Source organism: Kitasatospora sp. NPDC057940, assembly GCF_042887425.1.
In the GTDB taxonomy this organism is placed as follows: domain Bacteria; phylum Actinomycetota; class Actinomycetes; order Streptomycetales; family Streptomycetaceae; genus Kitasatospora.
On the sequence record NZ_JBHVPH010000002.1, the window covers coordinates 128,798 to 154,649 of the forward strand.

Genomic DNA, 25,852 nt, shown 5'->3' on the forward strand with positions numbered 1-25,852 from the left:
CCCCGCGCACCCGGCCCACCGCGCAGGCTAACCCACCACGCCGCGTCCGCCCGACACCGACGGCGGGGCGGCGCGGCGGGGCGCGGCGGGGCCGGTGGGTCCAGTGGGTCCGGTGGGACGGGCGGGGGTGCCCGTCCCACCGGCTCGTCAGCTCGTCAGCTCGTCAGCCACGGTCGTCAGGAGACCACCTCAGCCGGGCAGAGCCGCTGGGTGCCCGGGCGCCCGCGCACGGCGGCGTCCACACAGCCGCCCGGCAGGCCGTCGTGGACGGTGGTGCCGAAGTTGGCGGTGACGGTCAGCGTGCCGTCGCCGAAGACGGTCCGCTGCACCAGGTGGTCGCCGGTCAGCCAGCGGAAGGAGGTCAGCTGCCGGGTGCCGGCCGCCTGGTGCAGCGGCGCGAAGTACTGCTGCAGGGCGGCCAGTTCCCGGAGGTTCTGCCCGTCGTGCGGGTCCTTGTCGCTGAGCACGAAGTTGAGCGGGGTGTTGTAGAGCATCGCCAGCAGCGCACGCGTGGTCTTCTGCTCCGGCAGCTTGCTGAAGGGCAGTTCCCAGCGTTCGACGTTGACCAGCGAACCGTGCAGCGCCGTCTCGTACAGCGGCACCCGGTACCGCGGGTCGTACATCGCCTTCAGGGCGGCGGCCACCCGGGCCTGGTGCTCGGGCTTGAAGTCGGTGGTGCGCACCGGCTTGAAGAAGGTGGCGGCGGCCTGTTCCGGGGCGTAGCCGCCCCAGGCGCCGTCGTCCTTGGGGTCCTGCGACCCGTTGTCGAAGTGCCCGGACTCCATCGCCCACAGCCGCCCGTCCACCGGGGTGCCCGAGCCGTGGTCGAAGGCCAGCACCTGGTTGGCCCAGGAGCCGGCGGACTCCGAGCCCAGGACCAACGGGGCGGGCCGGCCCGTGGACGCGTCGTACGAGCCGTCCGTCAGGCGCCGCATCCGGGCGAGCCGGTTGGCGCGGTCCTCGTCCATGGTCATCGCGTGGCCGGGGTCGAAGTCCCGGAAGAGCTCGCCCGCCGCGTCCACGTCGAGGAAGTAGCTGTCGGCCCCGTTGGCGACCAGCGAGCGGGTGCGGTCCGCGAGGTGGTGCTGCTGCGGCTCGGCCTGTTCGAACGCCTGCGAGCTGAGGTAGCAGCCCTTCTTGTGGAAGCCGGGTTGCGGCGTTCCGTCGGCCCTGAGGACGCAGAACCGGGGGTAGACGTCGTCCGGCCAGACGGAGTTGGGGGACGAGTCGTCCGTCTTCTGCTGGCCGTTGGCGAAGGAGTCGTAGGGCCCGACCAGGTAGCCGGCGGCCTCGGCGGCCTTGACGTCCTCCCCTGTCATCGGGGAGTCGTCGGAGTCGTAGCCGAGCCAGAGCCGGGAGACGCCCAGTTCCTTGAGCCGGTCGAGGTAGGCGGGCCGGCGGGCGCCGCCCCAGGCGTAGGCGTGGAAGGCGCCGAGCAGCTTCGCGGTCTGCGGGTTCTGCTTGATCTTCTCGCTCAGGCTGCCCAACTGCCCGTGCTCCGAGAGCCAGTTGCGGTAGTCCACGGCCGGGGCCACCGGGGAGCCGTCGGTGAGGGAGAAGGCCACGGTGTACGCGCCGGTGCCGTTCCCGGCGGAGAATCCGTGCTCGGCCGTGGCCCGCAGCCGACCGTCCTGGGAGGCGAACGTCAGCGACGTGCCGATGTCGGTGGGGACGATGTAGCTGACGCCGGCCCGGGCGGAGCGGAGCGTGTAGCCCCACATCGGCATGGACAGCTGCGAGCTCAGCTCCTGCTCCTCGCCGACCAGCGCGCCGTCGGAGGAGTTCCAGAACGGGTCGTCGACGGGAACGGACAGCCCCTCGCCGCGCGGGAGCTGGACCTCGGCGGCGGCCGGGTCGGTGGCGGTCACCGGCCACCGCACCGAGGTGTCGCCGCCGCTCCCGGTGAGGGCGGTCCCGGTGGGGGCGGTCCCGGTGGGGGCGGTCCCGGTGAGGGCGGTCCCGGTGAGGGCGGTCCCGGTGAGGGTGACCAGCAACCGCCCCTGATCGGCGCGGGCTTCGGCCCGCAGGCCCTTCTCCGGATACGACCAGGCGGCGCCGCTCGCCGTCCTGACCGGGGCGCTCGCCCTGCCCAGCCCCTGGGCGGCCGGATCGGACAGCAGGACCACCCGCCCGTCCTCGGTCCGGGCCTCGGCCCGCAGCGTGGCCGCGTCGATGGTGGCGGTGCCGCCGCGTACCGGCACGTCGACGCGCCCGTCATGGACCCGCACCCGCGTCGGCGAGGCGGAGCTGTCGGAGGCGCTCGCCACGGTCGCGGACACCAGCGCGGTGGCCATGGCGAGGACGAGAACGGCGCGCGGAACGTGCCGGCGGGCGGGGCCCGCAAGGGATGACGTATGAGTACCGGTGTGCATGACACAGTGATACGGAGGACTCCTAAGAAGTCCTTAAGAACCGACCATTGACCACTGGTCACGCTGACGGCACCCCAGCTCGGCCATGGCCTGGGCGTGGGGCGAGGGACGCCGTCAACGCCTCCGCAGATCGAGCGAGACGACGGTCAGCCGACGCAGTTCCTCCGGAGCGTCCGGGTGCCGCCCGTCGGTGATCTCCGAAAGGGTGCCGAACGAACCGGGGTAGACCATGACAGAAAGGCCTTCCTGGACAAGGCACGCGAATATTGCGGACTCCTCCAGAAAGTACTGTGCGGACATTTCGACCCGCCTCTCCAGGTCGGCCTCGGCAACTCGGCCGGCATACCTGGCGTGAAAGCGCCGCCCGAACGCATCCACGGACTCCCGGAAGTTCCGGTCGGCCCGGTGGTAGTCGGTGAGGCTTCGATGGTGCTTCGCGTAGGAATCCCACTGCTGCACTTCGGAGCAGCGCAGGAACGTGAATTCGGTCTGCTCGCGTTCGGCCGCGAACAGGGCCCGGGTGTCGGCGATGAAACGGTCGCCCAGGGCCAGCGCCCGGGAGAGCGCCTCGCCCTCCGGCAGGCCCCGGGTGGACGCCAGGGTGATCCGGTGGATGCTGTCCCCGACCAGCACCGTGCAACGGGGGAACCGCCCGGCTGTCCAGCGGAGCATCGCGGCGAGTTTGTCCGGAGCGAAATTGCCGTTCTCCAGGCTAACGCCGAGGAAGCACTGCCCCTGATCCGCCAGTCCGGTCCGCCGGGCCGGAGGGGAGACCGAGTCGACACTCGCCTTGTAGGAGGTTTTCGGTCGATTCTCGGAAATTCCTGATATGCCGACAGGAGTCTGTTCGTAAGGAGGCATGCGAAAACCCCTCCGGACTGTCGAACGAGTGAGCGACTGATCGGTACGGGGTTGACGTTAGATTTCGCCTGACCGACCGTCAAATTGCTTCAACTCACCTACGACTCAGGGGCAGTGAGGCATGGGTGTGCCAGGGCCCCTGACCTTGGCAGACAGCCGATGACACCAGGGTCGGCCGTCACGGGGGCCCCGGCGACCCGTCAGCGCGCGGCTCGTCCGAGGCCGTCGAGGATGAGGTCCAGTCCGAAGGTGAACTCGTCGCCGTAGGCGTATCCGGGGCGCATGACGTGGGCGGTCGCGATCTCGGCCAGGTACGGGTACTCGCCTGCGCCGAAGCCGCTCACGATGGAGTCCGCCAGTTCGGCGGTCTCCTCCGGGGAGTCGAAGGGCAGGGTCTTCTCCTGCAAGGCGAACCCGTAGATGTAGCTGTCGAGCACCGAGACGGCGTGGGCGGTCAGGGCGAGGGAGAACCCGGAGCGACGCAGGCAGCCGAGGACGGCGTCGTGGTGACGCAGGGTGGCCGGGCCCGGAGTCGACCGTGACTCCATCAGTCCGATCGCCCAGCGGTGGCGGGACAGCACGAGGCGCAGGGAGATCGCCCGCTGCCGCATCGCCTGTCGCCAGTCGTCGCCGGGCACGGGCGGTTCGACCTCGCCGAAGACCAGGTCGACCATGCCGTCGAGCAGGTCCTCCTTGTTGGCCACGTGGTTGTAGAGGGACATCGCCTCGACTCCGACGGCCTCGCCGAGCTTGCGCATGCTGAGCGTCTCCAGGCCCCCGGCGTCGGCCAGTTCGACGGCGGCCCGGAGCACCCGCTGGCGGGTGAGGGTCGCCCGGGTCGGCGGCGGGGTCGACTGCGCACTCTGGGTCGGCTTCGGGTCGGTACGTCGGGGCACGGTGGACGGTCGCTTCCTCTGGTGGCCTGCCATCGTTGCGAGCTTACGCCGTAAGTGCTGTACTTACAGCGTAAGTGAGCGCCAGCGGAGACCGGGAGCAGCGACGATGCGGGACATGCGCGAGCCGACCGCGACCACCAGCGGGAGCAGCAGCGGGGCGGGGACGATGGCGGCCGTCGTCCAGGAGCGCTACGGCGCCCAGCCGGAAGCCGTGCTGCGCACGGCGCGCCTCCCCCGGCCCGGCCCCGGACCCGGCGAGGTACTGGTCCGGGTGCGCGCCTCCAGCATCGACCGGGGCACCTGGCACCTGATGGCCGGACTGCCGTACGCGGTCCGGCCCGTGAGCGGGTTACGCCGGCCGAAGCTCCCCAATCCCGGCCGCAACCTGGCCGGTGTCGTCGAGGCGGTCGGCCCCGGCGTGACCGGGTTCGCCCCCGGCGACGAGGTGTACGGGACGGCGGCCGCCGCGTTCGCCGAATACGCCGTCGCCCGCCCCGACAGGATCGCCCCCAAGCCGGCCGCGCTCACCTTCGAGCAAGCGGCGACGGTACCCGTCAGCGCGCTCACCGCACTGCAGGCGGTACGCGACAAGGGCGAGGTCCAGCCGGGCCGACACGTCCTGATCACGGGAGCCGCCGGCGGCGTGGGCACCTTCGCCGTCCAACTCGCCCACGCCCTCGGCGCCCTGGTCACGGCCGTCGCGAGCACCCCCAAGCTCGACGCCGTACGGGCCCTGGGCGCCGACCACGTGATCGACTACACCCGCGAGGACTTCCTCGCCGGCCCGCGACGCTACGACACCGTCATCGACATCGCGGGCAACCGCAGCCTGCGCGACCTGCGCCGCGCCCTCACCCCCCGGGGCAGGCTGGTCATCACCGGCGGTGAGACGAACGGCCGTTGGCTCGGCGGCACCGACCGGCAGCTCCGCGCGCAGCTCCTGTCCCCGTTCACCGGCCGGCACCTGGGCACCTTCATCGCCTCCGAACACGCCGACGGGCTCCGCGACCTGACCGCGCTCATCGACGCGGGCACCCTCAGCCCCGTCGTGGCCCGGGTCTACCCCCTCACCGAGACCGCCGCGGCCGTCCGCCACCTCCTCGACGCCCGCGCCACCGGCAAGGTGGCGCTCACCCTGCCCGCCGAATGACCAATTCCTGAGCGCTGACCGACAGTTCGCGGTTTCGGCGAAATGCTCAGACGGTCCTCAAATCCGACCGGAAGGTCTTGCCCCGCTGCGCTGGATGAGTGACGGTATGTACCGGCTTCGTTTACAGAACGCAACCTGAGTCGCCCGGATGGCGGCGTGTCGTGGGGGAGATCAGCGTGGCCGAAGACGCCGACTACATCATTTCGCCGCCGACGGGCCCGGGCGGTGATGGCCCGGCAGGCGCTGGGGCGGCCCATCCTGCTGGGCCGCCGCCGGCATCCGGCGCGACGCCGTCGCCGGGGCCGTCGCCGCAGTCGCCGCCGCCGGTTCCGCAGCACGCGCCGACGGCAGGCCTGGGCAGGTCCCGGCTCGCTCGGGTACCGCGCCACTGGCAGCTGATCGTGGCCGCGGTCGTGCCCTGCCTCGTCCTGGCCGGCGTCGGGTGGTGGTTCTGGCCGCAGCAGCCGACGAACCTGCCGCCGCACGTGGCCGCGGGTACGGTCCAGGCGGACCTCGTGAGCCCTGACAGCGCCAGTCGGCTGGCCGGGACGACGCTGGTCGCCGGCCCGCAGTCGAACCGTCCGCACGCCCCGCTCGCCGTGTCGCCGTCGGAGTGCGCCGTCGCGGCGGGGCCGACGACCCAGTCGGTCTACGGGCAGGCGTGGACCGCGTTCCTGTCGGCGACCTACCAGGACGCGGGGACCACGGGCGCCTACACCGTGAACCAGGTCATCGGCGTGTTCCCGGACGGCGAGAAGACCGGCGCGGCCTTCCAGGCGCTCACCGACGGTCTCGCCAAGTGCCCGTCCTCGACGGTCACCGACCAGGCCGGTCGTACCGCGAAGTGGGCCTACACGGCCCACCCTCCGACCGAGGTCGCCGTGGCGTGGACGGCGGCGCAGGACGGCGCACAGGACGGCGGCGCGCAGTGGGCCTGCCACCACCAGGCGCGGGTGAAGGGCACGAGTCTGGTCCAGGTCGCCGTCTGCCAGGCGGGCGACGGCCAGTCGACCACCGCGAAGCTCGCCGACGAGCTCACCGGGAAGGTGAGCGGATGACCGCGTCCCCGTACGACCCGGCCGCTCGCCGCCGGCGAACCGTACGCACGACTGTGCGGACGACTGCGCGGACGGCCATCCGGACGGCCGTACGGCGCGTCGTCCTCCTGGCGCTGGCGGCCGTGCTGGTGCCGGTCGTCGGCGCGGGGGCGCCTGCGTTCGCGGCCACCGGCGCTGCGGCCGTCCTGGCCCAGTCGGGCGGCGTCGCTGTCCTGGTCCCGTCCGGGGACGTCGAGGCCGCCTCGGCGCAGCTGGTCCGGGAGATCGAGGACTTCAACCGGCAGGAAGCGGAGATCGCGCAGCAGGAGAAGGCCGTGGTCGCCGAGGCGGAGCAGATCACCAAGGATGCCGCCGCCCTGCGCAACGACACCGCGGCGTTCGAGGCCAAGGCCACTGCCGCGAAGCAGAAGGCCGGCAGCTTCGGGACGCGCGCGGCGGCCCTGGCCTCCAGGATCGACGCCCACAACAACAAGCCGCACACCTTCCAACTGCCCGCGCAGGCCGCCGCGTCCAGCGCGTACGACGCCGAGGCGAGCGAGCTGAGGAGCGAACAGGCGCAGCTCCAGGCCGAGAAGGGCAGTCTGGAGAGCGAGCAGTCCCAGCTCGGGCAGGAGGAGTCCAAGCTCGGTTCCAGGCAGTCCCAGCTCAGCGCCGCCGCCAAGGCCCAGGAGGCGAAGGCCAAGGAGCTCCAGGCCAAGGAGCAGCAGCTCCAGCCCCGGGCGCAGCAGTTGCTCCAGCAGATGGCCCAGGCCACCCAGAGCCTCGCCGACAATCCACCGGACCCGGCGGCGGCGATGGACCAGGGCGGTGACGCGGCCGCCCCTCCGCAGCACCGCGCTCAAGCCCCGTCCCCAAGGCAGAACCAGAGCGAGAACCAGGGTCAGAGCCAGTCCCAGAGCCGGAGGCGGGGGGTCGACACCGTCGACACCTCCGACGCCGCCGGCACCGCCGACAGCCCGTACCAGCAGCCCCGGACCTCCGCCCTGAGGGCCTACGCGAAACAGGCCGGCACCACCGTCGACATGCGCCCGGGCACGGCGTACCTGCTGCCCGAGGCCGTCGGGCAGCTTCCCGCCGCACAGGCGGCGCAGCTCGGCAGCCCGTCCATCGCCTACGACGGGCTGGTCCGCAAGCCCGACGGGAACTACACGGCCCTCCAGGTGCAGACGCCGGGGGCCGCCGCGGCCCCCGCCCTGGAGGTCTTCAAGACCGCCATGAACCGCCGCGGCAAGCTCGTCGCGTACAAGGCCGGCGTGAAGCTCGTCATCGACGAGATCAAGACCGTCCAGCCGGCGCCGGAGCCCCCGGAGACCGGCCCCGGGAGCCCGTCGCCCTCCCCTTCCGGCAAGGCCGCCTGCCTGACCCAACCCCGGGGCAGGCCGAGCGGCAGCGGATGGATCCTCAACACCGAGCAGCCCGTGCCCAGCCGCAACCGGAGTGCGGGCCCGAGCCCCTCCGGCACCCGGGCCCCCGCGCCGGCCACCAGGGCCGGCAAGGCGGAGGCCTGCCTGACGAACCCCCTGGTCAAGGGGGACGAGGCCGCCGGCGACATCACGGGCTGGGAGGACGCGAACGCGCAGTCCCCCGGCGGTGGCCTCGCCCGCTGCCACCTGATCGCCAACGTCCTCGGGGGGAGGGGCAGTCACAAGGAGGACTGGATCAACCTCGTCCCGTGCTACCAGCTCGGGCTGAACATCAAGGGGATCAGCATGAGGATGTTCGAGGCGAGGGTCCAGAAGGAGGTGAACGCGCTGTCCGCGGACGGGAACGCCGCCGTGTACTACGTGGTGACGCCCCTCTACCGGGACGACAGCAGCACCATCCCGTGGGGCGCGAGCATGAGCGCCACGGTCCAGTTGCCCGACGGCACGTCACTGCCCGTCTTCAACGAGCAGACCCTCCTGAACATCCCCGAGAACGGCGGGCCCGGTCTGGGGAACTGAGACCGGGCAACTGGGGGCCGAGGAACCGGAACCGGTACGGCTGGGAGGCCGGCATGACCCGCACCACCCCGCCGAGGCCGGACGACATCGTGGCGGCCTTCCCACAACTGGCCCCGCTGGCCCGGACGGCGACCCGGCTGCACCCGCGGCCCGGATCGCCGTCCCCGCAGGAGAGCTCGGTCGGAGGTCCACTGCTGTGGCCCGCCGCCGAGCCGTGGCCGCACTGCGAGGGCACGCACCGGGTGCCGGCCGTGCTGCCGGCGACCTCCCCGGCGGATGTCCGGCTGTTGCGCGGGATCCGGGCGGCCGCCCGGGCCCGGCCACCGGGCGCCCGCTCCTACACCCCGCAGGAGCGCGCCGTGCTGGCTCGGGCCGGCGCCGGCCGCCCGTGCCCGCAGGGGCCGGTCGCGATGCTGGCCGTGGCCCAGCTGTACGTCCGCGAGGTGCCCGACCTGCGTCCGCCCGAAGGCGCGGACCTGCTCCAGGTGCTGTGGTGCCCCTTCGACCACCCCTTCGACCGTCCGTTCGACGACCCCTTCGACCGCCCCTGGGGGAACATGCCGAGGACCGAGCTGTTCTGGCGGTCCGCCACCGCGGTCGGAGAGGTCCTCACCGCGCCTCCGCAGCCGCCCGCGATCCAGTACGAGGACTACCTGCCGCAGCCGTGCCTGGTCTCCCCCGAGCAGGTCACCGAGTACCCGCTGGCGGCGGAGCTCGACCCGGACCTGCGCGCGCAGGTCCGGGCGTGGAGCGCGCGGCGGAAGACCGGCGCGGAGCCGGGCAGCGCCTACGACGGGGCGGAGGACGGGTACTACGACTGGGAGCTGTCCGTGGCCCCCGGTTGGAAGGCCGGCGGCTGGGCGCCCTGGAGCTTCACCGATCCCGTTCCGCAGTACTGCCGCGCCTGCGGCTGCCGGATGGACCCGATGCTGACCATCGCCACGAAGGAGCACCGCGCGGACGTCCACAGCTGGATCCCGTACGAGGACCGGGCCGCCGCGAACCGGGACGCCACGACCTGGGCCGCCGCGAACCGGGACGCCGTCCACCCCGACCCGGCGACGCCGACCATGATCACCGTCGGCGACGGGTACAACCAGCAGATCTACGCGTGCCCGGCCGCCCCGGACCACCCGCACACCGCACTGCTGCAGTAGCCGACCGGAGCCGCCGCGCTGCGCCCGGGCCGACGCCCCGCGACCCGAACGGAGCATGCCGCGCCCGGAAACTCGGCCGCCCCGCCGCGGGCGACGGGCGGCGGGAAGCGGCCGCGCCGGTGCGTGGACGTCGAGCGGCTGGTGGGGCGGTCGCGGACGCGGATCGGCAGAATCGAGGTGTGGGGGCGGCCCCGGCTGCGCCGCAGGCGGTTACGTGAGAGGACCATGCCATGCCCGACTTCCACCCGAAGCACGATCATCTGATCGTCAAGCCGATCAGGGTCTCGACCCCGCAGGACCCGGAGACGTGGACGGGCGAGGTGGTGGCGGTGGGGCCCGGCCGACAGCTGGGGAGCGGCAAGCCGCACCCGGTGGACGTCAAGGTCGGCGAGAAGATCCTCTTCAACAGGCTCTCCGGATCGGAGATCCGGGTGGAGGGCGAGGAGTACGTCGAGCTTCCCGAGGACGAGATCCTCGCGCTCTCCGCCGAGTAGTCCCGACAGCCCCGACAGCCCCGACAGCCCTGACAGCCCCGACAGTCCCGAGCCGCTGTACCACCGTGCCCCCGAGACCCCGAGACCCCCTTGGAGATTCCCGCCATGACCGAGCAGGCACCGGCCCGGATCGGCGTCACCGGATTGGCCGTGATGGGCCGCAACCTGGCCAGGAACTTCGCCCGCCACGGCTATCGGGTGGCCGTGCACAACCGCACGCTGGCGCGGACCACGGCGCTGCTGGAGGAGTTCGGGCACGAGGGCGAGTTCGTGGCCGCCGAGACCACGGAGAAGTTCGTCGCGGCCCTGGAACGCCCCCGCCTGATCGTGATCATGGTCAAGGCCGGGGCGCCGACCGACGCGGTCATCGACGAGCTGGTGCCGCTGCTCGACGAGGGCGACGTGGTGGTGGACGGCGGGAACGCGCACTTCCTCGACACCAGGAGGCGGGAGGCGGCCCTGCGCGGACGCGGCCTGCACTTCGTGGGCAGCGGCATCTCCGGCGGCGAGCAGGGCGCCCTGGAGGGGCCGAGCATCATGCCCGGCGGCACCCCGGAGGCCTACCGGGTCCTGGGACCGCTGCTGGAGGACATCGCGGCCAAGGTCGACGGCAAGCCCTGCTGCACCCACGTCGGACCGGACGGCGCCGGCCACTTCGTCAAGATGGTCCACAACGGCATCGAGTACGCCGACATGCAGCTCATCGCCGAGGCGTACGACCTGCTGCGGCACGGTGCCGGACTGCAACCCGACGCGATCGCCGAGGTCTTCCGGACCTGGAACGGCGGCCGCCTGGAGTCCTACCTGATCGAGATCACCGCCGAGATCCTCGCCCACACCGATGCGGCGACCGGGAAGCCCTTCGTCGACATCGTGCTGGACCAGGCCGAACAGAAGGGCACCGGCCGCTGGACCGTCCAGAGCGCGCTGGAGCTCGGCGTGCCCGTCAGCGGGATCGCCGAGGCGGTCTTCGCCCGGGCGCTGTCCGGCAGCGTGCCGCTCCGGCAGGCCGGCCGGGGACTGCCCGGCCCCACCGAGACCTGGCTCGACAGCGCGGCGTCGGACCGGTTCGCGGACGACGTCGAACAGGCGCTGTACGCCTCCAAGATGGTGGCCTACGCCCAGGGCTTCAACCAGATCCAGGCCGGCAGCGCGGAGTACTCCTGGCAGATCGACCCCGGTGAGATGGCCGCGATCTGGCGCGGCGGCTGCATCATCAGGGCCCGGTTCCTGGACCGGATCAGGGCCGCGTACGAGGCCGACCGGGAGCGTCCCACGCTGCTGACCGACGCGCATTTCCGGGACGCGCTCGGCTCCGCGCAGTCGGCCTGGCGACGCGTCGTCTCGGCGGCGGTCGAACTCGGCGTGCCCGCCCCCGGCTTCGCGACCGCGCTCGCCTACTACGACGGCCTGCGGGCGGGGCGTCTCCCGGCCGCACTGGTGCAGGGCCAGCGGGACTTCTTCGGCGCGCACACCTACCACCGCGTCGACCGGGACGGGACCTTCCACACCCGTTGGGAGGTCGAGGGCCGCCCGGAGGAGCAGCGCTGAGACACCCGCAACCACCGTGCGGGAGCGGCATCCGGACAGACCGGCGCCACAGAAGGCACAGAAGGCACAGAAGGCACAGAAGGTGATTCCGCAGTCACCACGGGTAGGAGCGGGGCGCAAACCACCTACCGTCAGGAGACCTCCATGGCCCAGCAGGCCGACCTCATCCTCCACGGCGGCGAGATCGTCACCGTCGCCGAGAACAGCGGAAGTGACGCCCTGCATCCCGAGGCCCAGGCCGTAACCGCGGCCGAGGCCGTGGCCGTCAAGGACGGCACGATCGTCTTCGTCGGCCCCCGGCAGGAGGCGCTGGACCAGTGGCGCGGCCCGCACACCGTCGTACGGGACCTCGAGGGCCGAGCCCTGCTGCCCGGCTTCGTCGACGCGCACGGGCACCTCGGCGGCATCGGTCTTCAGGCCACCATCGCCAACCTGCTGGCCGCGCCGGACGGCGACGTCACCGGGCTCGACTCGCTGAAGGACAAGCTGCGCGCCTGGGCCGGGAGCACGGTGGGCGCCGACTCCGAGTGGATCGTCGGGTTCGGGTACGACGACGCGATGCTCGCCGAGGGCCGCCACCCCACCCGCGACGACCTCGACGAGGTGTCCACGGACCGCCCGGTGCTCGCCATCCACCAGTCCTTCCACCTCGGCGCGGTGAACAGCCTCGGCCTGGAACGGCTCGGCTACTCGGCCGCCACGCCCGACCCCGAGGGCGGGGTGATCCGGCGGCGCGAACTCGCCGTCCCGCCCGCGTACGGCGAGCCCGACGGGGTCCTGGAGGAGAAGGCGTTCACCCCGGCCTCGGACCTGGCGCTCAAGGGGCTGCCGGAGCGGGAACTACTGATGCTGTTCGTCACCGGCGCGGCCACGGCGGCGAGCTTCGGCTTCACCACCGTCCAGGAGGGCGGCACCACCCTCGACAACCTCAAGGCGCTGCGGGACACGGCCGCCGCCGTGCCGTTCGCGGTCGACGTGGTCGCGTACGTGAAGGCCGGCGAGGCGATCTCCTCCGCGCTGGACGACCCGATCGGGGTGAGCGACGAGTACGTGGACGGCGTCCGCGTGGCCGGGGTGAAGCTGGTGCTGGACGGCTCGCCGCAGGGCCGCACGGCGTGGCTCACCGCGCCGTACCTGACGCCGCCGGCCGGGAAGCCCGAGGACTACTGCGGGTATCCGGCGGAGCCGGACGGCGCGGTGGTGGACAAGCAGGTCAGCACGGCGGTCGAGCGGGGCTGGCAGGTCCTGGCGCACGTCAACGGCGACGCGGCGATCGACCAGTTCCTCCGGGCGGTCGAGGCGGCCGGGCCGGGCCGGCGCCCGACCGTGGCCATCCACGCGCAGACCGCCCGCGAGGACCAGGTCGAGGCGTTCGCCCGGCTGGGGATCGTGCCGTCCTTCTTCTCCATGCACACCTACTACTGGGGCGACTGGTACCGCGGGACCGTCCTCGGCGAGGAGCGGGCGGCCACCATCTCCCCCGCCCGCTGGGCGCTCGACCGCGGCCTGCGCTACACCTCGCACCACGACGCGCCGGTGGCGCTGCCCGACTCGATCGCCGTGCTGTCCAGCCAGGTGACCCGGCGCACCCGAACCGACGGGGTCGTCCTCGGGCCGGAGCAGCGGGTGTCGGCCCTGGAGGCCGTCCGCGCGATCACCCTCGACGCCGCCCACCAGTACGGCGAGCAGGACCGCAAGGGCAGCATCGAGGTCGGCAAGCTCGCGGACCTGGTGATCCTCAGTGCCAATCCGCTGACGGTCGACCCGGAGGCGATCCGCGACATCGAGGTCGTCGAGACGATCAAGGCGGGAACGACCATCCACCCGCCGGCACCCGGCGCCCGGGCCGCCGCGACCCCGGCCACCGCGCCCACCCCGCAGTGGGGCTGCTGCTGAGCGTCCGGGGCCGGGCCGGGGAGCTCCCGACACACGTATTCCGACACGAGACGAGGGCGTAGAGCAATGGTGTCAACCACGCAGCAGGGGCGCTTCGTAGGCAAGGCGGCCGTCGTGACCGGTGGGAGCCGCGGGATCGGCGCGGCCGTCGCCCGGCGGTTGGCTGGCGAGGGCGCGGCCGTGGCGATCGGCTACCGGGGCAACCAGGAGGCCGCGGACGCGCTGGTGGCCGAGCTCGCCGCCGCGGGCGGCCGGGCGATCGCCGTCCGGGCCGACGTCGCGGAGCCGGAGCAGATCGCGGCGCTGATCGAGCGGACGGTGGCCGAGTTCGGGCAGTTGGACGTGGTCGTCTCCTGCGCGGGCATCGAGTACTTCGGCGCGCTGGAGACCATCACGCCGGCCGACTTCGACCGGGTCTTCGCGGTGAACACGCGCGGGCAGCTGTTCACCGTGCAGCACGCCGCGCCGCACCTGCGCGAGGGCGGCCGGATCGTGCTGACCTCCTCGGTGAGCGCCCGCAAGGCCGTCTTCCACCACACCTTGTACGCGGCCAGCAAGGCCGCCGTGGAGTCGATGGTCCTGAACCTCTCCGCCGAGCTGGGCACGCGGGGTATCACCGTCAACGCCATCGCCCCGGGCGGGACCGACACCGACATGGCCGCCGAGGTCGCGCCGCACTACGTGCACCCCGACCTGGCCGGCACGCAGGACCTGGCGCGGCTGCTCGGCACACTGACCGCACTGCGGCGGCTGGCCCGGCCCGAGGAGGTGGCGGCGGGCTACGCCTTCCTGGCCTCCGACGACGCCGCCTACATGACCGGCCGCACCCTCCGACTGGACGGCGGGACGTTCTGAGCACCCCGTGCGAACCCTCTCCGGGGAACCGGGGCCGGTGACGCTGGCGGGCCGGCGGGGGCGGTCCGGGCGGGAAGCTGCCGGTGGATCTGCCGATCGGCGGTGCGGCGCGGACCTAACGTTCGGTGCGGCGCCGGACGCAGCGGGGCGGGCGCCGCAGGAAACCCCCGCTGGCTCGTCAACTCCACTGTCCCCGGAAGGACTTCAAGCCCACCCATGTCCAGACTCCGCTCCCGGGTCGCCGCCCTGGCCGCCCTCGCCACGATCGGGTTCGGCGCCCTCACCACGGGTACCGCCGACGCCGCCCAGGCCGCCGCCCCCGCCGCGGCTCCGGCCGCCGTGACCGCCGCGCCGTCCGAGCCCACCCACATCCCGATGAACAGCCTGCTGAACCGCGACCAGGCCTGGTACTCGCCGAACGGCCACATCATGCTGGCCATGCAGGGCGACGGCAACGTCGTCCTGTACCGCGACACCACCCCGATCTGGGTCGCCAAGGGTGCCATCCCCAACGGCAACGTCCTGGTCATGCAGGGCGACGGCAACCTCGTCGTGTACTCCGCCGCCAACACCCCGCTGTGGGCCAGCAACACCGGCGGCAACCCCGGCGCCGAACTGGCCGTCTACAACGAGGGCGCGATCGCCGTCCAGCTGAACGGCAAGATCCTGTGGACCAGCGCTCCGTCGACGCCGACCCTGCCCAAGTGCCCGCCGTGGGGCCCGCCCTACCCGGGCCAGGTCACCTGGCCGTGGTGCCCGACCTGGCCCTTCCCGAGCTGACCCGCACCCCGGACACTCACACGACCGGCCCGTGCCCCCGCCGCCCGAACGGCGGCAGGGGGCGCGGGCCGGCGCCGTGACGGTCGACCGGCGTACAGGCTCCCTCGTCGCCGTCGAGTCACCGTCGAGTCACCGTGCAGCTTGTACACCGAGCGGGTGACACTGTCGGGCACCATGCGGTCCTCCTGACCGGAGATGAGCGGCAGGAGAGCCCCGCCACGCGTTCCCGGTGTCCACCCTCCGGCGCGGGTGAGCCGCGACGCCTGCGTCTCCCAGGTCGGACAGCAGATGACGCGAGGAGTTCGCGGCCCGCCCGGTGAGCGCCGGGGCGTCGGGGCGTCGGGGCGTCGGCGGGTACCCGGCGCAGGTGTGTGCGGGAGCGGAAGGGACCGGGGTCGTCCATCGGTGCCTACGCCGGAAACATCGAAGTGACTCGACGTCGCCGACCGATGTCCCCGGCCATGTCGTCCCCGGCCGGGTCGCCGACCGCGCGATGTCCTGTCGGCGCCGCCCCGCCGTGTCGGCGCTCCCTGACCGGCCGTCGGGGACGGTCGGGAATGGTACTGCACGGCCCCGGGGGAAAGCCGCACACTGCCCGCACCCTCCTCCACGGAAGCTCCGGCGTGGGTACCATGCGCAACGTCATCCATTACTAGGGAGTGAACGGTTGTGACCAGCCAACCAGCCAGCACGCTCCGTACGCGGCTCGTCGATCAGGCCGCATCGGATCTGGAAGAGAACCGTCGGCGTCAGCAGGAACTGGCCGAGGAGGCCAGGATGCTGAAGCAGGAGGAAGCCCTCCTGGTCGACATCCTCCAGCTCGCCGAACGGTACGAGGGCCTGTCGGAGCCCGCGTCCCTGCCCGAGCAGGCGCAGGACGAGCCCGTGCTCACCGGGGCGAAGCGACGCCGGGCGTCCGCTTCGGCCCCCGCCCGCACACCCGCGCCGCGCTCGCCGCGTTCGGCACGGACGGGGAAGTCGGCGAAGACCGGGAAGCCCGGGAAGACGGGGAAGCCCGGGACCACCGCGCGGACGGTGCGAACGGTGCGGGCGGGGAAGCCGGCGCGGGCCGCCGAAGCCGCGACCTCGCGTCAACCCCTGCTCGGAGAGCTCCTGTTGTCCCTGCTCAGCGGTCACGACGAACCGCGCCTGGCGAAGGAGCTGCGGGAGGAACTGCTGGCGAAGCACCCGGACCGCGCCCCCACCCCGCAGGTCGTGCGCAACACCCTGGAGTCGCTCGTGGCCAAGGGGAACATCGAGCGCCACAAGCAGCAGCGGTCCGTGCTGTACACCCTCGCCGAGTCCGGCCGGCACGCGCTCGCGGCGCAGGAGGACGCTCAACGGCCCTGACCTCAACTGCCGTTGATCACGGAAGGCCCTGATCCCGGGCCTCTCCTCGTTCGGTGCCCAGGAACGCCTACAGGTGTCCGACGGCCTCGCGTATGACAGTCACGTGTCTCACCGACGCGGTCACGTGACTGTCATACGTGTGAGAGAGCCGGCCGGACGGCGCTCCAGCCGCGCCTCCGGAGCATGCTCCTCCAGCCTGTTCAGGGCGTCCCGGAGGGCGACCCGCGTCGTGATGCCCAGCTTGGGGAAGATGCGGTACAGGTGGGCGCTGACGGTACGCGGGGACAGCCGCATCTGCTCGCCGATCTCCTTGTTCGTCAGGCCCCCCGCGGCCAGCCCGGCGATCCGGCGCTCCTGCCACGTCAGCGGGACCACGGTGTGCGTCGACGCGCGGGACGAGACGCCAGCCGCCCTCAGCTCGGCCCGGGCCCGCTCGGCCCACGCGACCGCGCCGAGCCAGTCGAAGGCGTCGGCCGCCCGGGCAAGGAACGGCCGGGCCGCCGCACCGCCCTGGGCGCGTCGCACCCGGATGCCGTGCGCCAGCCGGATCCGCGCCAGCTCGAACGGGAACCGCTCCGCGGCCGGCTGGGACTCCGCGCACGCGTACGCCTCGGCGGCCTCCCGCTCGTCGGTGGCCGTCATCGCCAGGACCCCGTGGGTGATCAGGGCCAGCCGCGGGGAGAGGTCGGGAAGGCCCGCCTCCCGCGCGGCGAGCGCGTGCGCCCGGGCCTGCTCCGCGCGCCCGGTGTGCAGGGCCGCCTCGACGAGGTCGAGCAGGGTCCGCGAGGCCTGGTAGGCGTAGGGCCGGAACGTTCCCGGGGAGGTGATGCCGATGGCGTGGAGGTAAGCGGTCTCGTAGTCGCCGTCGCTGAGCGCGGCCGTCGCCCCCGCCGAGTCGGCGAGCTGGGTCAGGAACCCGATGCCGCGCGGGCGGGCCCAGGCGTCGACCACCGCCTGGAGCTCGCGCGCGGTGTCCGTCCGTCCGCGCATCGCCGCGAGCTGGGCGAGGTAGGCCTGCGTCTGGTGGGCGAAGAGGTCGTGCCCGTGTTCGGCCGCCTGGCGCATCGCGCGCTGTCCGGTGCGCTCGGCGGCCTCCCACTCCCCGACCGCCATCTGGTCGAGCATGATCAGGTGCAGCATCACCATGCCGGTGGACACGGCACCGGTCTCCAGCTCACGGGTCACGACGCGCTGGAGGTAGGGGCGCAGCGGGCTCAGGAGGTCGAGGTGGTACGCCGACACGGCCAGGCGTGCGACGTCCCAGGGCTCCTGGTCCCGCAGGTCCGCCGCCGCCCGCTCCACCGGCCGGGACCAGCCGGCGCCGTGCCGGACGACGTCGCTCCAGGTGCTGCTGTAGATGCGCGCCCGCTCGCTGACGGTGTCGCCGAGTGAGGCGAGCAGCGCGTGGGTGCGTTCCCACAGGGCGCGGTCCGCGGCGTACTGGCTGACGGCGAGCAGGAGGGCCACCAGCCGGTCGAGCACCTCGCCGGGCCGGTCGGCCCCGCCGTCGCGCAGCTTCTCGACCGCCGCGGCGATCTGACGGTGCGTGGAGCGCACGTCGCCGTCGTGGTACAGCCCCTGGTATCCGGCGGCCAGGACGGAGGCCGGGGATTCGTGGGAGCCCGGCGTGGAGTCGGCCAGCACGAGCCGGCACGCGTGGCCGAGGCGGGCCGCGTGCCCGGCGATGAACGCCGCGTCGCCGAGCCGCCTGGACCGGTCGGTGTGGTGCTCGCTCAGCTCGGCGGCGCGGGTCAGCCAGGCCACCGCCGTGAGGGCGCCGCCGCGCCGGGTCGCCGACTCGGCCGCGGCCTCCAGGGCGCGGGCCACCTCCTCGTCGGGGTCGATGGTGGCCACCGCCAGGTGCGTGGCGCGGCGTTCGAGGTTCCCCAGGTGGATGTGCGCCAGTGCCCGGTGGGCGGCGCGCCGCTGGTCGGGCGTGGCGAGCTGTACGACGCTGGAGCGGACGAGCGGGTGCCGGAAGGCGAAGTCGCCGGTGGTCGGCTCGACCACCAGCAGGCCGCAGGCCACCGCCTCGTCGACGTCGCGCATCCGGTACCGCGCGGTCGGGGCCGCGCCGTCGCCGGGCCCGGCCGCCGCACCGTCGAGGGCACCCTTCAGCAGCTCCGCCCGGACGGTGTCGCCCAGGTCGGCGATGCGGGTCCCGTAGACGTACTGGAGCCGCCGGGACAGCGACGCGCCGCGCGGGGCGTACAGGTCGTCCGGCGTCCGCCCGCCGGTGTGGGCCGCGGCGTGGGCGGGCAGCTCCAGCAGGGCCAACGGGTTGCCCTGGGCCTGTTCCAGCACGAGCCGGCGCAGCTGCCGGCCCAGCGCCGGGTGGTGCCGGTCCAGCAGGCGGGCGGCGTCCTCGTCCGCGAGGGCGTCGACCGGGGCCTCCGGCAGCGCGGCGGTGTCGAAGCAGGAGGCGATGTCGGCGCGGATCGCCAGCAGGAACTTCACCGGGCTGCCGGCCAGTCGGCGGCCCACGAATCCGCAGACCGCCGCGCTGGAGTCGTCCAGCCACTGGCCGTCGTCGAGGACCAGGAGCAGCGGCTGCCTCGCGGCGGCCGACGACAGCAGGCCGAGCACCGCGATGCCGAGGGCCATGACGGACGGCGGCGTGCCCTTGACCTGGCCGAACGCGGCGTCGAGCACCGCTCGGGCGCCGCCGTCCAGTTGGGCCGCGTCGGCGAGCAGCGGGCAGAGGAGCTGGTGGAGCCCGGCGTAGGGCAGCTGCGACTCCGCCTCGACTCCGGTGGCCCGGACCACGAGGTGGCCCTCCCGGGCCGCCAGCTCCGCCGCGTAGTCGAGCAGTGCGCTCTTGCCGACCCCGGTCTCTCCTCTGAGGACCAGGGGCTGCCCCTCCGCTGCCCGTACGAACGCGGACAGCTGCGCCCGCTCGCCGTCCCGGCCGACCATCGCCATGGAGGACTCCACGACCCGCTCCTTCCCCACCGACCCGCAGGTTCGCGACCGCCGCAGCCCTGCGGGTCACGGGGAGCGGGACCCGGGTGACGCGCCGGAGCCGCTTTCAACTACCTGGTTAGTTGATTACAACCCGTCAGTAAGGATCGTGTCAAGTAAACGGTTAGTTAGCAGTGCGCTAGGCTCGGGGAATGCAGCGCGACGCGGAAGCCACCAAGCAACGACTCATCGCGGCGGGGCGGGCCGAGTTCGCCGCCTACGGGCTGAACGGCTCCCGCGTCGACCGGATCGCCGACGCCGCGCAGTGCAACAAGGCGCAGATCTACCACTACTTCAAGAGCAAGGTGGGGCTGTTCGAGGCGGTCTGGAGCGGCGTCGTCGAGCAGATCGTCGGGAACGTGCCGCTCGACGTGGACGACCTCCCCGGGTTCGCGGCCCATCTGAGCGACGTCTACGCCGAGTACCCGGAGCTTCCCCGGCTGATCACCTGGCAGCGCCTGGAGCGCGGCGACGAACCGCCCAACGAGTTCGCGGTCGCCGAGGTCCGGAACAGGAGTGCCGCGATCGCCGACGCCCAGGCCAGGGGCACGGTGTCGGCCCGGTTCGAGGCCCGGGTCCTGTTCGCCCTGATGGTCCACCTCGCCACGCTGTGGCCGGCGAGCAACCCCGAGATCCTGGTGGTGGCGGACGTCGGCGACCGCGAGCAGCGCCGCGAGACCATCCGCCGGGTGGTCGCCGTACTGACGGACTGACCCGGAGGGCTCGGCCCGGCCTGCCGCCCGTCGAGGGGGAAGCGTCACCGCCTCAGGTCGCGCGGGGCAGGTCCAGGACCCGGCGCGCGGCGCGTTCGCCGGTGGCGAGCGCGGAGTTGGTGGTGCTGTAGGCGAAGTGGTCCCCGGCCAGTTGGACGGGGGAGGTCGGATCCAGGCTCGCGGTGAAGGCCGCGAGGTCCCGGTACCCGCCGGCCGGGCGGGCGAGGACCGCGTTCTCCCAGCGCTGGACGACGGCCATCTCCCGGTGGTCGTCGATGTGGGCGGCCAGACCCGGCATCACCTCGCCCACGGCCGCGCGGGCGTCGGCGATCACCGTGTCGTCGTCGAGGGCCATCCGGGCGGCGTTCCAGTGGTGCCGGAAGATCAGGCTGACCAGGCCCCGGCCGGCGGGGGCCCGGCCGGGGCCGAGGTTGTGCTCGTACAGCGCGACGCACAGGTCCGGGTGCTCCCGGCGCGGCACGGCGACGCCCAGCGCCGTCTCGGCGGGAGGCCGGCGCAGCCCGAAGGTGACGTGGACGTCGCTGGTGTACCGGACCCCGTCGAGGTACCGGCGCTGGTCGTCGTCGAGGGTGGTGACGATCCGGGCCGCGGCCGGGGCGGGTACGGCCACGACGCAGGCGCGGGCCCGCTCCGTCCGCACCTCGCCGTCCCGCTCCCACACCACCGCAACCCCGTCCCCGTCCCCGTCCCCGTCCCGGCGGACCTCGGTCACGTGGGCGCCCAGTTCGACGCGGGTGCCCGGGGCGCGCATCACGGGGGTGTCGAAGAGGTGTCCGGGGAGGCGCCCGACGCCGCCGTCGAAGGTGAAGCTCGCGGCCCCGAACGTGCCCCACATGATGCAGAAGGCGCCGACGGCGGCGACCTCCTCGGCGGGTACGAGGAACTGGGTGCTGCACAGGGGCTCGACCAGGTAGTCCAGGAGCTCCCGGTCGAGCCTGCGCAGGGCGTGGTCCCGGGCGCTCTCCCCGTCGATCCCGGCGGCGCCGGACATGTCCTCCCAGCGCAGCCGGCGGCGGGCGGCCGCCAGGTCGCGCAGCAGGTTCAGCGCCTTGAACTTGGCGCGCCACCCGAGCAGTCCGGTCCGCAGGAGTCCCGAGGCCTGGACGAGGGAGAGCCGGTGCACCCGGCCCTCGCGCAGCACGGCCAGCTCGTCCGAACACGGGAGCATGTGCGCGGCGAGCCCCGCGTCCTCCAACAGCCGGATCATGGGCGCGTAATTCCGGGAAAGCCAGCTCGCGCCGCGGTCGACGCGATATCGGACGTCTCCGACCGGCACTTCGCGGGTGGACATCCGGCCTCCGACGTGGTCCTCCTTTTCGAACAGAGTGACGTCGCGACCGGCCTGGCGCAGCCGAAAAGCGGCGGCCGCTCCCGCGATTCCGGATCCGACCACGATCACGCGGTCCTCACGGTCCTTTTCGGCCATGCAACGCCTCCTCGGACATCCCGGTTCCCCGGGTTTCTTTTTCGCGTGGGCAGAAACACTCTGGGACGGCGCCGAGTTGTCCGTCAACCCCATCGGATCTCCTCCGGCGCGACCATCACGGCGCTTCTGTCAGCAGGTTGACGCACCGTTGACACCCGTGGAACACCGGTGTTGAGATCGATGCGAATCGAGGGCGGCGGTGGTGCGCCGCCCTCACGTCACCGTGTTCACGGCCTCCGCGCGAGAAGCCACGAGAAGCCACGAGAAGCCGCGAGAAGCGAAGCACGAAATCCGGTGCGCCGCACCGAACGGACTGGCGTGTCGCCAGGGGGCGGTACAACGGCGCTGATCCAATCGGCGAGGAAAAGGAGGTACCGCATGCGGAAGGAACCGCCGACAGAACGCGAACTCCCGGCGTACGGGGACGAAGTCCTCGCCTTCGCCCACCCCGCGCAAATGGAACGCCTGAACGCCCTGGCCGATTTGTGCGATCCCGCGACGACCGGCGATCTGGCGCGTTGGGAATTACCGGCCCGGGCCCGTTGTCTGGAAATCGGGGCGGGGGCCGGGACCTTGGCCCTGTGGCTCGCCCGCCGGCACCCCGAGGGCGAGGTGACGGCCACCGACACGGACCTCCGCTTCCTCGCGGGCCTGCGCCACCCGGCCCTGCGGGTGCTGCGGCACGACGTGCGCACCGAAGGGTTCCCGCCCGGCACCTTCGACCTCATCGTCGCCCGCAGTGTCCTGTGCCACCTGCCCGATCGCGCCGCGCTTCCGGGGCGCATGGCGTCCTGGCTGAAGCCGGGCGGCCGCCTGTACATCGAGGACCCGTCGTTCTTCCCCTCCGCCTCCTCCCCCGATCCGGTCGTACGGCGTCTCGGGGCCGCCGTCACCACCACCCTGGCCACCACGCTCGGCAGCGACGTGGCGGCCTGGGCCCGGTCGTTCCCCGCCCCGCTGCGGGGCCTGGGACTCGGCGAGGTGGGGATGCGGGTCCACTGCCCGACGCTGACGGCGGCCAACGCGGCGGGGCGGGCCTGGGCGCTCTCGATCGCCGACCTCCTGCCCGCGATGGCACGCTCCGGCGCCCTCGGGGAGGCGGAAGGGGCCGAGGCGCTGGCCCACCTGCGCCGCCCCGGGTTCGTCGACACGGCGCACGCGATGATCGCCATGTGGGGCGTGCGCCCGGTGCGGCATCAACCGGAGCAACAGACGGAGCGGCGGGCGGCACAACGGTTGGAAACGGGGGCCGCATGACGATCGACGTGCTCAAGGGCTCCGCGATCCGGGACGTCCCGGCCCGCCACGGCGACCACGCCGAGACCGCCGACGCGCGGACCCTGCGGTGGGTGGAGGCCGCCGGCCTCTGCGAGACGCCGACGGAGCTGCGCAACCTCGCGCGGATCCGCCCCGGGCTGCTGGCGGCGTGGTGCCATCCGCGGGCCGACCGGTCGGACAGCGTCCTGGTGGCGATGTGGATGGCCTGGCTGTTCCTCCTCGACGACCGGATCGACGAGGGCGACCTGGGGCGTGACGCCGATCGCCTGGAGGCGCACCTGCACGAGCCGCTCGGCGTCGTCTCGTACGGGTCGGCGCCCACCTCACCGATGGGGCGGGCCCTCGCGGAGATCGTCGAGCGGGCCTCGGACGCCATGCCCGACGCCTGGGTCCTGAGGTTCCGTCGTCACGTGGCCGACTACCTGTCCGGCTGCGTCTGGCAGGCCGCCCACCGCCAGGCCGGCCACGTCCCGCACCCGGAGGGGTTTCCCGCCTGGCGCCGGGCCTTCGGGGCGATCATGCCCTCGTTCGACCTCGTCGAGCGGACGGACGGCTGCTTCCTGCCCCCGTCCCTGTACTACTCCCGCCCCTTCCAGGAACTCCTCGTCGCGGCGGCGGACCTGGTGTGCTGGACCAACGACCTGATGACCGTGGACAAGGAGGCCGCCCAGGGCGACCCCCACAACCTGGTGCTCGTCACCGCCCACCACGGCGGCATGGACCGGCACGCCGCCGCCCTCCTCGTGACGGACGCCTTCGAGGACCGCCTGCGCGCCCACGCGCGGGCCCGCCGCGAACTCACCGGCCTCGCCCGCGCGCTCGCCACCCCACCCGCCCTCCGGCGGCAGGCCGACCACTGCGCCGAGGCGCTCCTCGACTGGGCCCGGGGCCACCTGGAATGGGGCCTGGGCACGCCCCGGTACCGCACCGGAACGACAACGACCGCGCCTGCGCCTGCGCCTGCGCCTGCACCCACGGGAGAGGACCACCATGCCGACACCCCCTGACCCCACCGGCCGCCGCCCGCCCCGGGTGCCGGGTGCCGTCCCGCTCCTCGGGCACGCGATCCGGCTGGCCAGAGCGCCGCTGGCCTTCCTCGACGCCCAACGCCGGTACGGGGACGTGGTCGAGTTCCGCATCGGCCCCCGGCCCGCCTACCTCCTCAACCACCCCGACCTCGTCATGGCCCTGCTGACCGGGCCCGGGGGACGCTTCGACCGCGGCGAGATCTTCACCAAGTCCCGCCCCCTGTTCGGCACCGGCATCGCCGTGGCCGACGGCACCCACCACCGGGACCGCCGCCGCGTCGTCCAACCCCTGCTGAGCGCCGCGCGCCTGCCCGGATACCTCGGCACCATGGCCGAACTCGCCACCGCCCGGGCCGACTCGTGGCACCACGGCCAACGGATCGACCTCAACGCCGAGATGGCCGAACTGACCCTGAACGTGGTCGCCGCGACCCTCTTCGGCCGTCCGCTCCCCGCCGGCGCCGCCTCCGTCGTCCACCACGCCCTGCCGGTCGTCGTGGCCGGACTGGGCCGCAGGGCCTACGGGCCCGCCGCCGCGTTCCTCGACCGGCTGCCCGGCGCCGAGCGGCGCAGCTACCGCACCGCCCTGAACGACCTCCACGGCGTCGTCGACGCCCTCATCGACGCGGACCCGCACAACGCCGGCCTGACGCACCTGTCGGCCGGCGCCGAACGGCGGCAGGTCCACGACGACGTGACCTCCCTGCTGGTCGGCGGCTCCCACACCAGCGGCGCGGCCGCCGCCTGGCTGTTCATCCTCCTCGCCCGCCACCCCGAGCTCCGCCGCCGGGTCCGCGAGGAGGTCCGCCGGGTCGTCGGCGACCGCCCCGTCGAGCCGGCGGACCTCCCCGCGCTCGTCCTCACCCACCGCGTCGTCCAGGAGACCCTCCGGCTCTACCCGCCGATCTGGCTGTTCCCCCGCCGTACGCGCAGTGCGGTGGAACTGGGCGGCCACCGACTCCCGGCCGGGGCCCAGATCTTCTACAGCCCCTACGCCCTGCACCGGGACCCGCGCTGGTACCGCGACCCGGGCGCGTTCGACCCCGACCGCTGGGACCCGCAACGGCACCCCGCTCCCCCGCGCGGCGCCTACCTGCCCTTCGCCGCCGGTGTGCACGGCTGCCCCGGCGGCGACTTCGCCCTGGCCGAGCTCACCCTCCTGACGGCGGCGGTCACGGCCGCCTGGCAGGTGGACCCGGTCCCGGGCAGCCGCCCCCGCCCGATGGCGGCGGCCACCCTCGGCCCCGCGCCCCTCACCGCGACCGTGACCGCTCACTCCTGAGCCCGTCCCTGAGCCCGTCCCTGAGCCCGCCCTGGGAGGCCGACACCCGGACGTCGGCCTCCCAGGGCGGGCCCTCACGTCACCTCCGCCAGAACAAGTGGTGCATCACCCCGCTCGGGCTGGGCACCACCTCCAGGTGGAACCGGTCCAGCAGCTCGTCGGGGGACTCCCAGAGCCGTAGCCCGGGGCCGAGCTCCACCGGCGACACCGCCACGTGCAGGGTGTCGACGAGGTCGGCGGCGAGGAACTGCCGGATGGTACCGACCCCGCCACCGAGCCGGACGTCCTTGCCCTCCGCGGCCTCCCACGCCCGGGCCAGGACCGTGGCCGGGTCAGCGTCGACGAAGTGGAACGTGGTGTCGGAGAGCGTGAACGACGGGCGTTCGTGGTGGGTCATGACGAACACCGGAGTGTGGAACGGGGGTTCGTCACCCCACCAGCCGCGCCACTCGTCGTCCTGCCAGGGCCCGCGCTGGGGCCCGAACTTGTTGCGGCCCATGATCTCGGCACCGATGTTGCGCGCGAAGTCCCGCGTGAAGCAGTCGTCGAGGCCCCGGCTCCCCCCGGGAGCCGTCCGCATGGGCCAGCTCGCCGTGGCCCCGGCCCAGGCGAACAGCCTCTCGGGGTGGTCAAGGCCGAACGGCCGCTCAAAGCTCTGCTGCTCGCCGGCACCGGCACCGACGCCGTCACTGGAGACGTTGAAGTTCATGACTCTGAGCAGTTGGTCCACGTGTTCCCTCGTCAGGTCTCGTCGTCGCGTCACCGTGCGGCAGGGCGCCG

General features: G+C 73.2%; 20 protein-coding genes. 14 read left to right on the top strand and 6 right to left on the bottom strand.

The genetic code is table 11. From position 1 onward, the window contains the following. Positions 1–176: 176 nt before the first annotated feature. From ACFVTF_RS04085 to ACFVTF_RS04095, 3 genes are all read right to left on the bottom strand, one after another. On the bottom strand, positions 177–2,294 hold the full coding sequence (locus tag ACFVTF_RS04085; protein WP_387808673.1) for a glycoside hydrolase: 2,118 nt from the start codon (positions 2,292–2,294) through the stop codon (positions 177–179). Positions 2,295–2,486: 192 nt separating this feature from the next. Next, positions 2,487–3,233: a tRNA-dependent cyclodipeptide synthase gene (locus tag ACFVTF_RS04090; protein ID WP_387808676.1), complete on the bottom strand. Its 747-nt coding sequence runs from the start codon at positions 3,231–3,233 to the stop codon at positions 2,487–2,489. 200 nt (positions 3,234–3,433) lie between these two features. Beyond that, complete coding sequence (locus ACFVTF_RS04095; RefSeq protein WP_387808679.1) at positions 3,434–4,129, bottom strand: TetR/AcrR family transcriptional regulator; 696 nt, start codon at positions 4,127–4,129, stop codon at positions 3,434–3,436. Positions 4,130–4,244: 115 nt separating this feature from the next. Here ACFVTF_RS04095 and ACFVTF_RS04100 point away from each other — a divergent pair, with 115 nt between their 5' ends. From ACFVTF_RS04100 to ACFVTF_RS04145, 10 genes are all read left to right on the top strand, one after another. Further along, positions 4,245–5,279, top strand: a complete 1,035-nt coding sequence (locus ACFVTF_RS04100; RefSeq protein WP_387808682.1) for an NAD(P)-dependent alcohol dehydrogenase — start codon at positions 4,245–4,247, stop codon at positions 5,277–5,279. A 413-nt stretch (positions 5,280–5,692) separates the two neighbouring features. Beyond that, on the top strand, positions 5,693–6,337 hold the full coding sequence (locus tag ACFVTF_RS04105; RefSeq protein WP_387808684.1) for a sensor domain-containing protein: 645 nt from the start codon (positions 5,693–5,695) through the stop codon (positions 6,335–6,337). Between the two features lie 53 nt (positions 6,338–6,390). Then, positions 6,391–8,280 (top strand): DNA/RNA non-specific endonuclease, encoded by a 1,890-nt coding sequence (locus ACFVTF_RS04110; RefSeq protein ID WP_387808687.1) that lies wholly within the window; start codon positions 6,391–6,393, stop codon positions 8,278–8,280. Between the two features lie 53 nt (positions 8,281–8,333). Continuing rightward, a complete protein-coding gene (locus ACFVTF_RS04115; RefSeq protein WP_387808689.1) occupies positions 8,334–9,437 on the top strand; it encodes a hypothetical protein in 1,104 nt (367 codons plus the stop codon). A 230-nt stretch (positions 9,438–9,667) separates the two neighbouring features. Then, positions 9,668–9,931 carry a hypothetical protein gene (locus ACFVTF_RS04120; protein ID WP_331745136.1) on the top strand — a complete coding sequence of 88 codons (264 nt, stop codon included), beginning with the start codon at positions 9,668–9,670 and terminating at the stop codon, positions 9,929–9,931. A 105-nt stretch (positions 9,932–10,036) separates the two neighbouring features. Further along, positions 10,037–11,482: an NADP-dependent phosphogluconate dehydrogenase gene (gndA, locus tag ACFVTF_RS04125; protein WP_387808692.1), complete on the top strand. Its 1,446-nt coding sequence runs from the start codon at positions 10,037–10,039 to the stop codon at positions 11,480–11,482. 144 nt (positions 11,483–11,626) lie between these two features. Further along, positions 11,627–13,378, top strand: coding sequence for an amidohydrolase (locus tag ACFVTF_RS04130; RefSeq protein ID WP_387808695.1), 1,752 nt, complete (start codon positions 11,627–11,629; stop codon positions 13,376–13,378). A gap of 114 nt (positions 13,379–13,492) precedes the next feature. Next, positions 13,493–14,233 (top strand): SDR family NAD(P)-dependent oxidoreductase, encoded by a 741-nt coding sequence (locus tag ACFVTF_RS04135; RefSeq protein ID WP_387808698.1) that lies wholly within the window; start codon positions 13,493–13,495, stop codon positions 14,231–14,233. 216 nt (positions 14,234–14,449) lie between these two features. Continuing rightward, entirely contained in the window at positions 14,450–15,013 is a 564-nt protein-coding gene (locus ACFVTF_RS04140) for a hypothetical protein (protein WP_350878699.1), read from the top strand. Positions 15,014–15,682: 669 nt separating this feature from the next. Continuing rightward, on the top strand, positions 15,683–16,363 hold the full coding sequence (locus ACFVTF_RS04145; protein WP_387808701.1) for a hypothetical protein: 681 nt from the start codon (positions 15,683–15,685) through the stop codon (positions 16,361–16,363). 120 nt (positions 16,364–16,483) lie between these two features. Here ACFVTF_RS04145 and ACFVTF_RS04150 read toward each other — a convergent pair whose 3' ends face one another. After that, positions 16,484–19,279 carry an AAA family ATPase gene (locus tag ACFVTF_RS04150; RefSeq protein WP_387809579.1) on the bottom strand — a complete coding sequence of 932 codons (2,796 nt, stop codon included), beginning with the start codon at positions 19,277–19,279 and terminating at the stop codon, positions 16,484–16,486. A 197-nt stretch (positions 19,280–19,476) separates the two neighbouring features. Between ACFVTF_RS04150 and ACFVTF_RS04155 the strand changes: the two genes are divergently transcribed. Further along, entirely contained in the window at positions 19,477–20,037 is a 561-nt protein-coding gene (locus ACFVTF_RS04155) for a TetR family transcriptional regulator (protein WP_387808704.1), read from the top strand. A 52-nt stretch (positions 20,038–20,089) separates the two neighbouring features. Here the strand turns inward: ACFVTF_RS04155 and ACFVTF_RS04160 are convergent, their stop codons facing one another. Next, complete coding sequence (locus ACFVTF_RS04160) at positions 20,090–21,484, bottom strand: protoporphyrinogen/coproporphyrinogen oxidase (RefSeq protein WP_387808707.1); 1,395 nt, start codon at positions 21,482–21,484, stop codon at positions 20,090–20,092. Between the two features lie 378 nt (positions 21,485–21,862). Between ACFVTF_RS04160 and ACFVTF_RS04165 the strand changes: the two genes are divergently transcribed. The 3 genes from ACFVTF_RS04165 to ACFVTF_RS04175 are packed head-to-tail and all read left to right on the top strand — an operon-like array spanning position 21,863 to position 25,072. After that, positions 21,863–22,741: a class I SAM-dependent methyltransferase gene (locus tag ACFVTF_RS04165; protein ID WP_387808710.1), complete on the top strand. Its 879-nt coding sequence runs from the start codon at positions 21,863–21,865 to the stop codon at positions 22,739–22,741. Further along, entirely contained in the window at positions 22,738–23,769 is a 1,032-nt protein-coding gene (locus tag ACFVTF_RS04170) for a terpene synthase family protein (RefSeq protein ID WP_387808713.1), read from the top strand. The genes ACFVTF_RS04165 and ACFVTF_RS04170 overlap by 4 nt, the downstream gene beginning before the upstream one ends. Continuing rightward, a complete protein-coding gene (locus tag ACFVTF_RS04175) occupies positions 23,753–25,072 on the top strand; it encodes a cytochrome P450 (protein ID WP_387808715.1) in 1,320 nt (439 codons plus the stop codon). Before ACFVTF_RS04170 ends, ACFVTF_RS04175 begins: the two co-directional genes overlap by 17 nt. A gap of 79 nt (positions 25,073–25,151) precedes the next feature. On the opposite strand, the gene ACFVTF_RS04180 is transcribed toward ACFVTF_RS04175, so the two are convergent. Beyond that, a complete protein-coding gene (locus ACFVTF_RS04180) occupies positions 25,152–25,802 on the bottom strand; it encodes a dihydrofolate reductase family protein (protein ID WP_387808718.1) in 651 nt (216 codons plus the stop codon). Between the last annotated feature and the right edge of the window lie 50 nt (positions 25,803–25,852).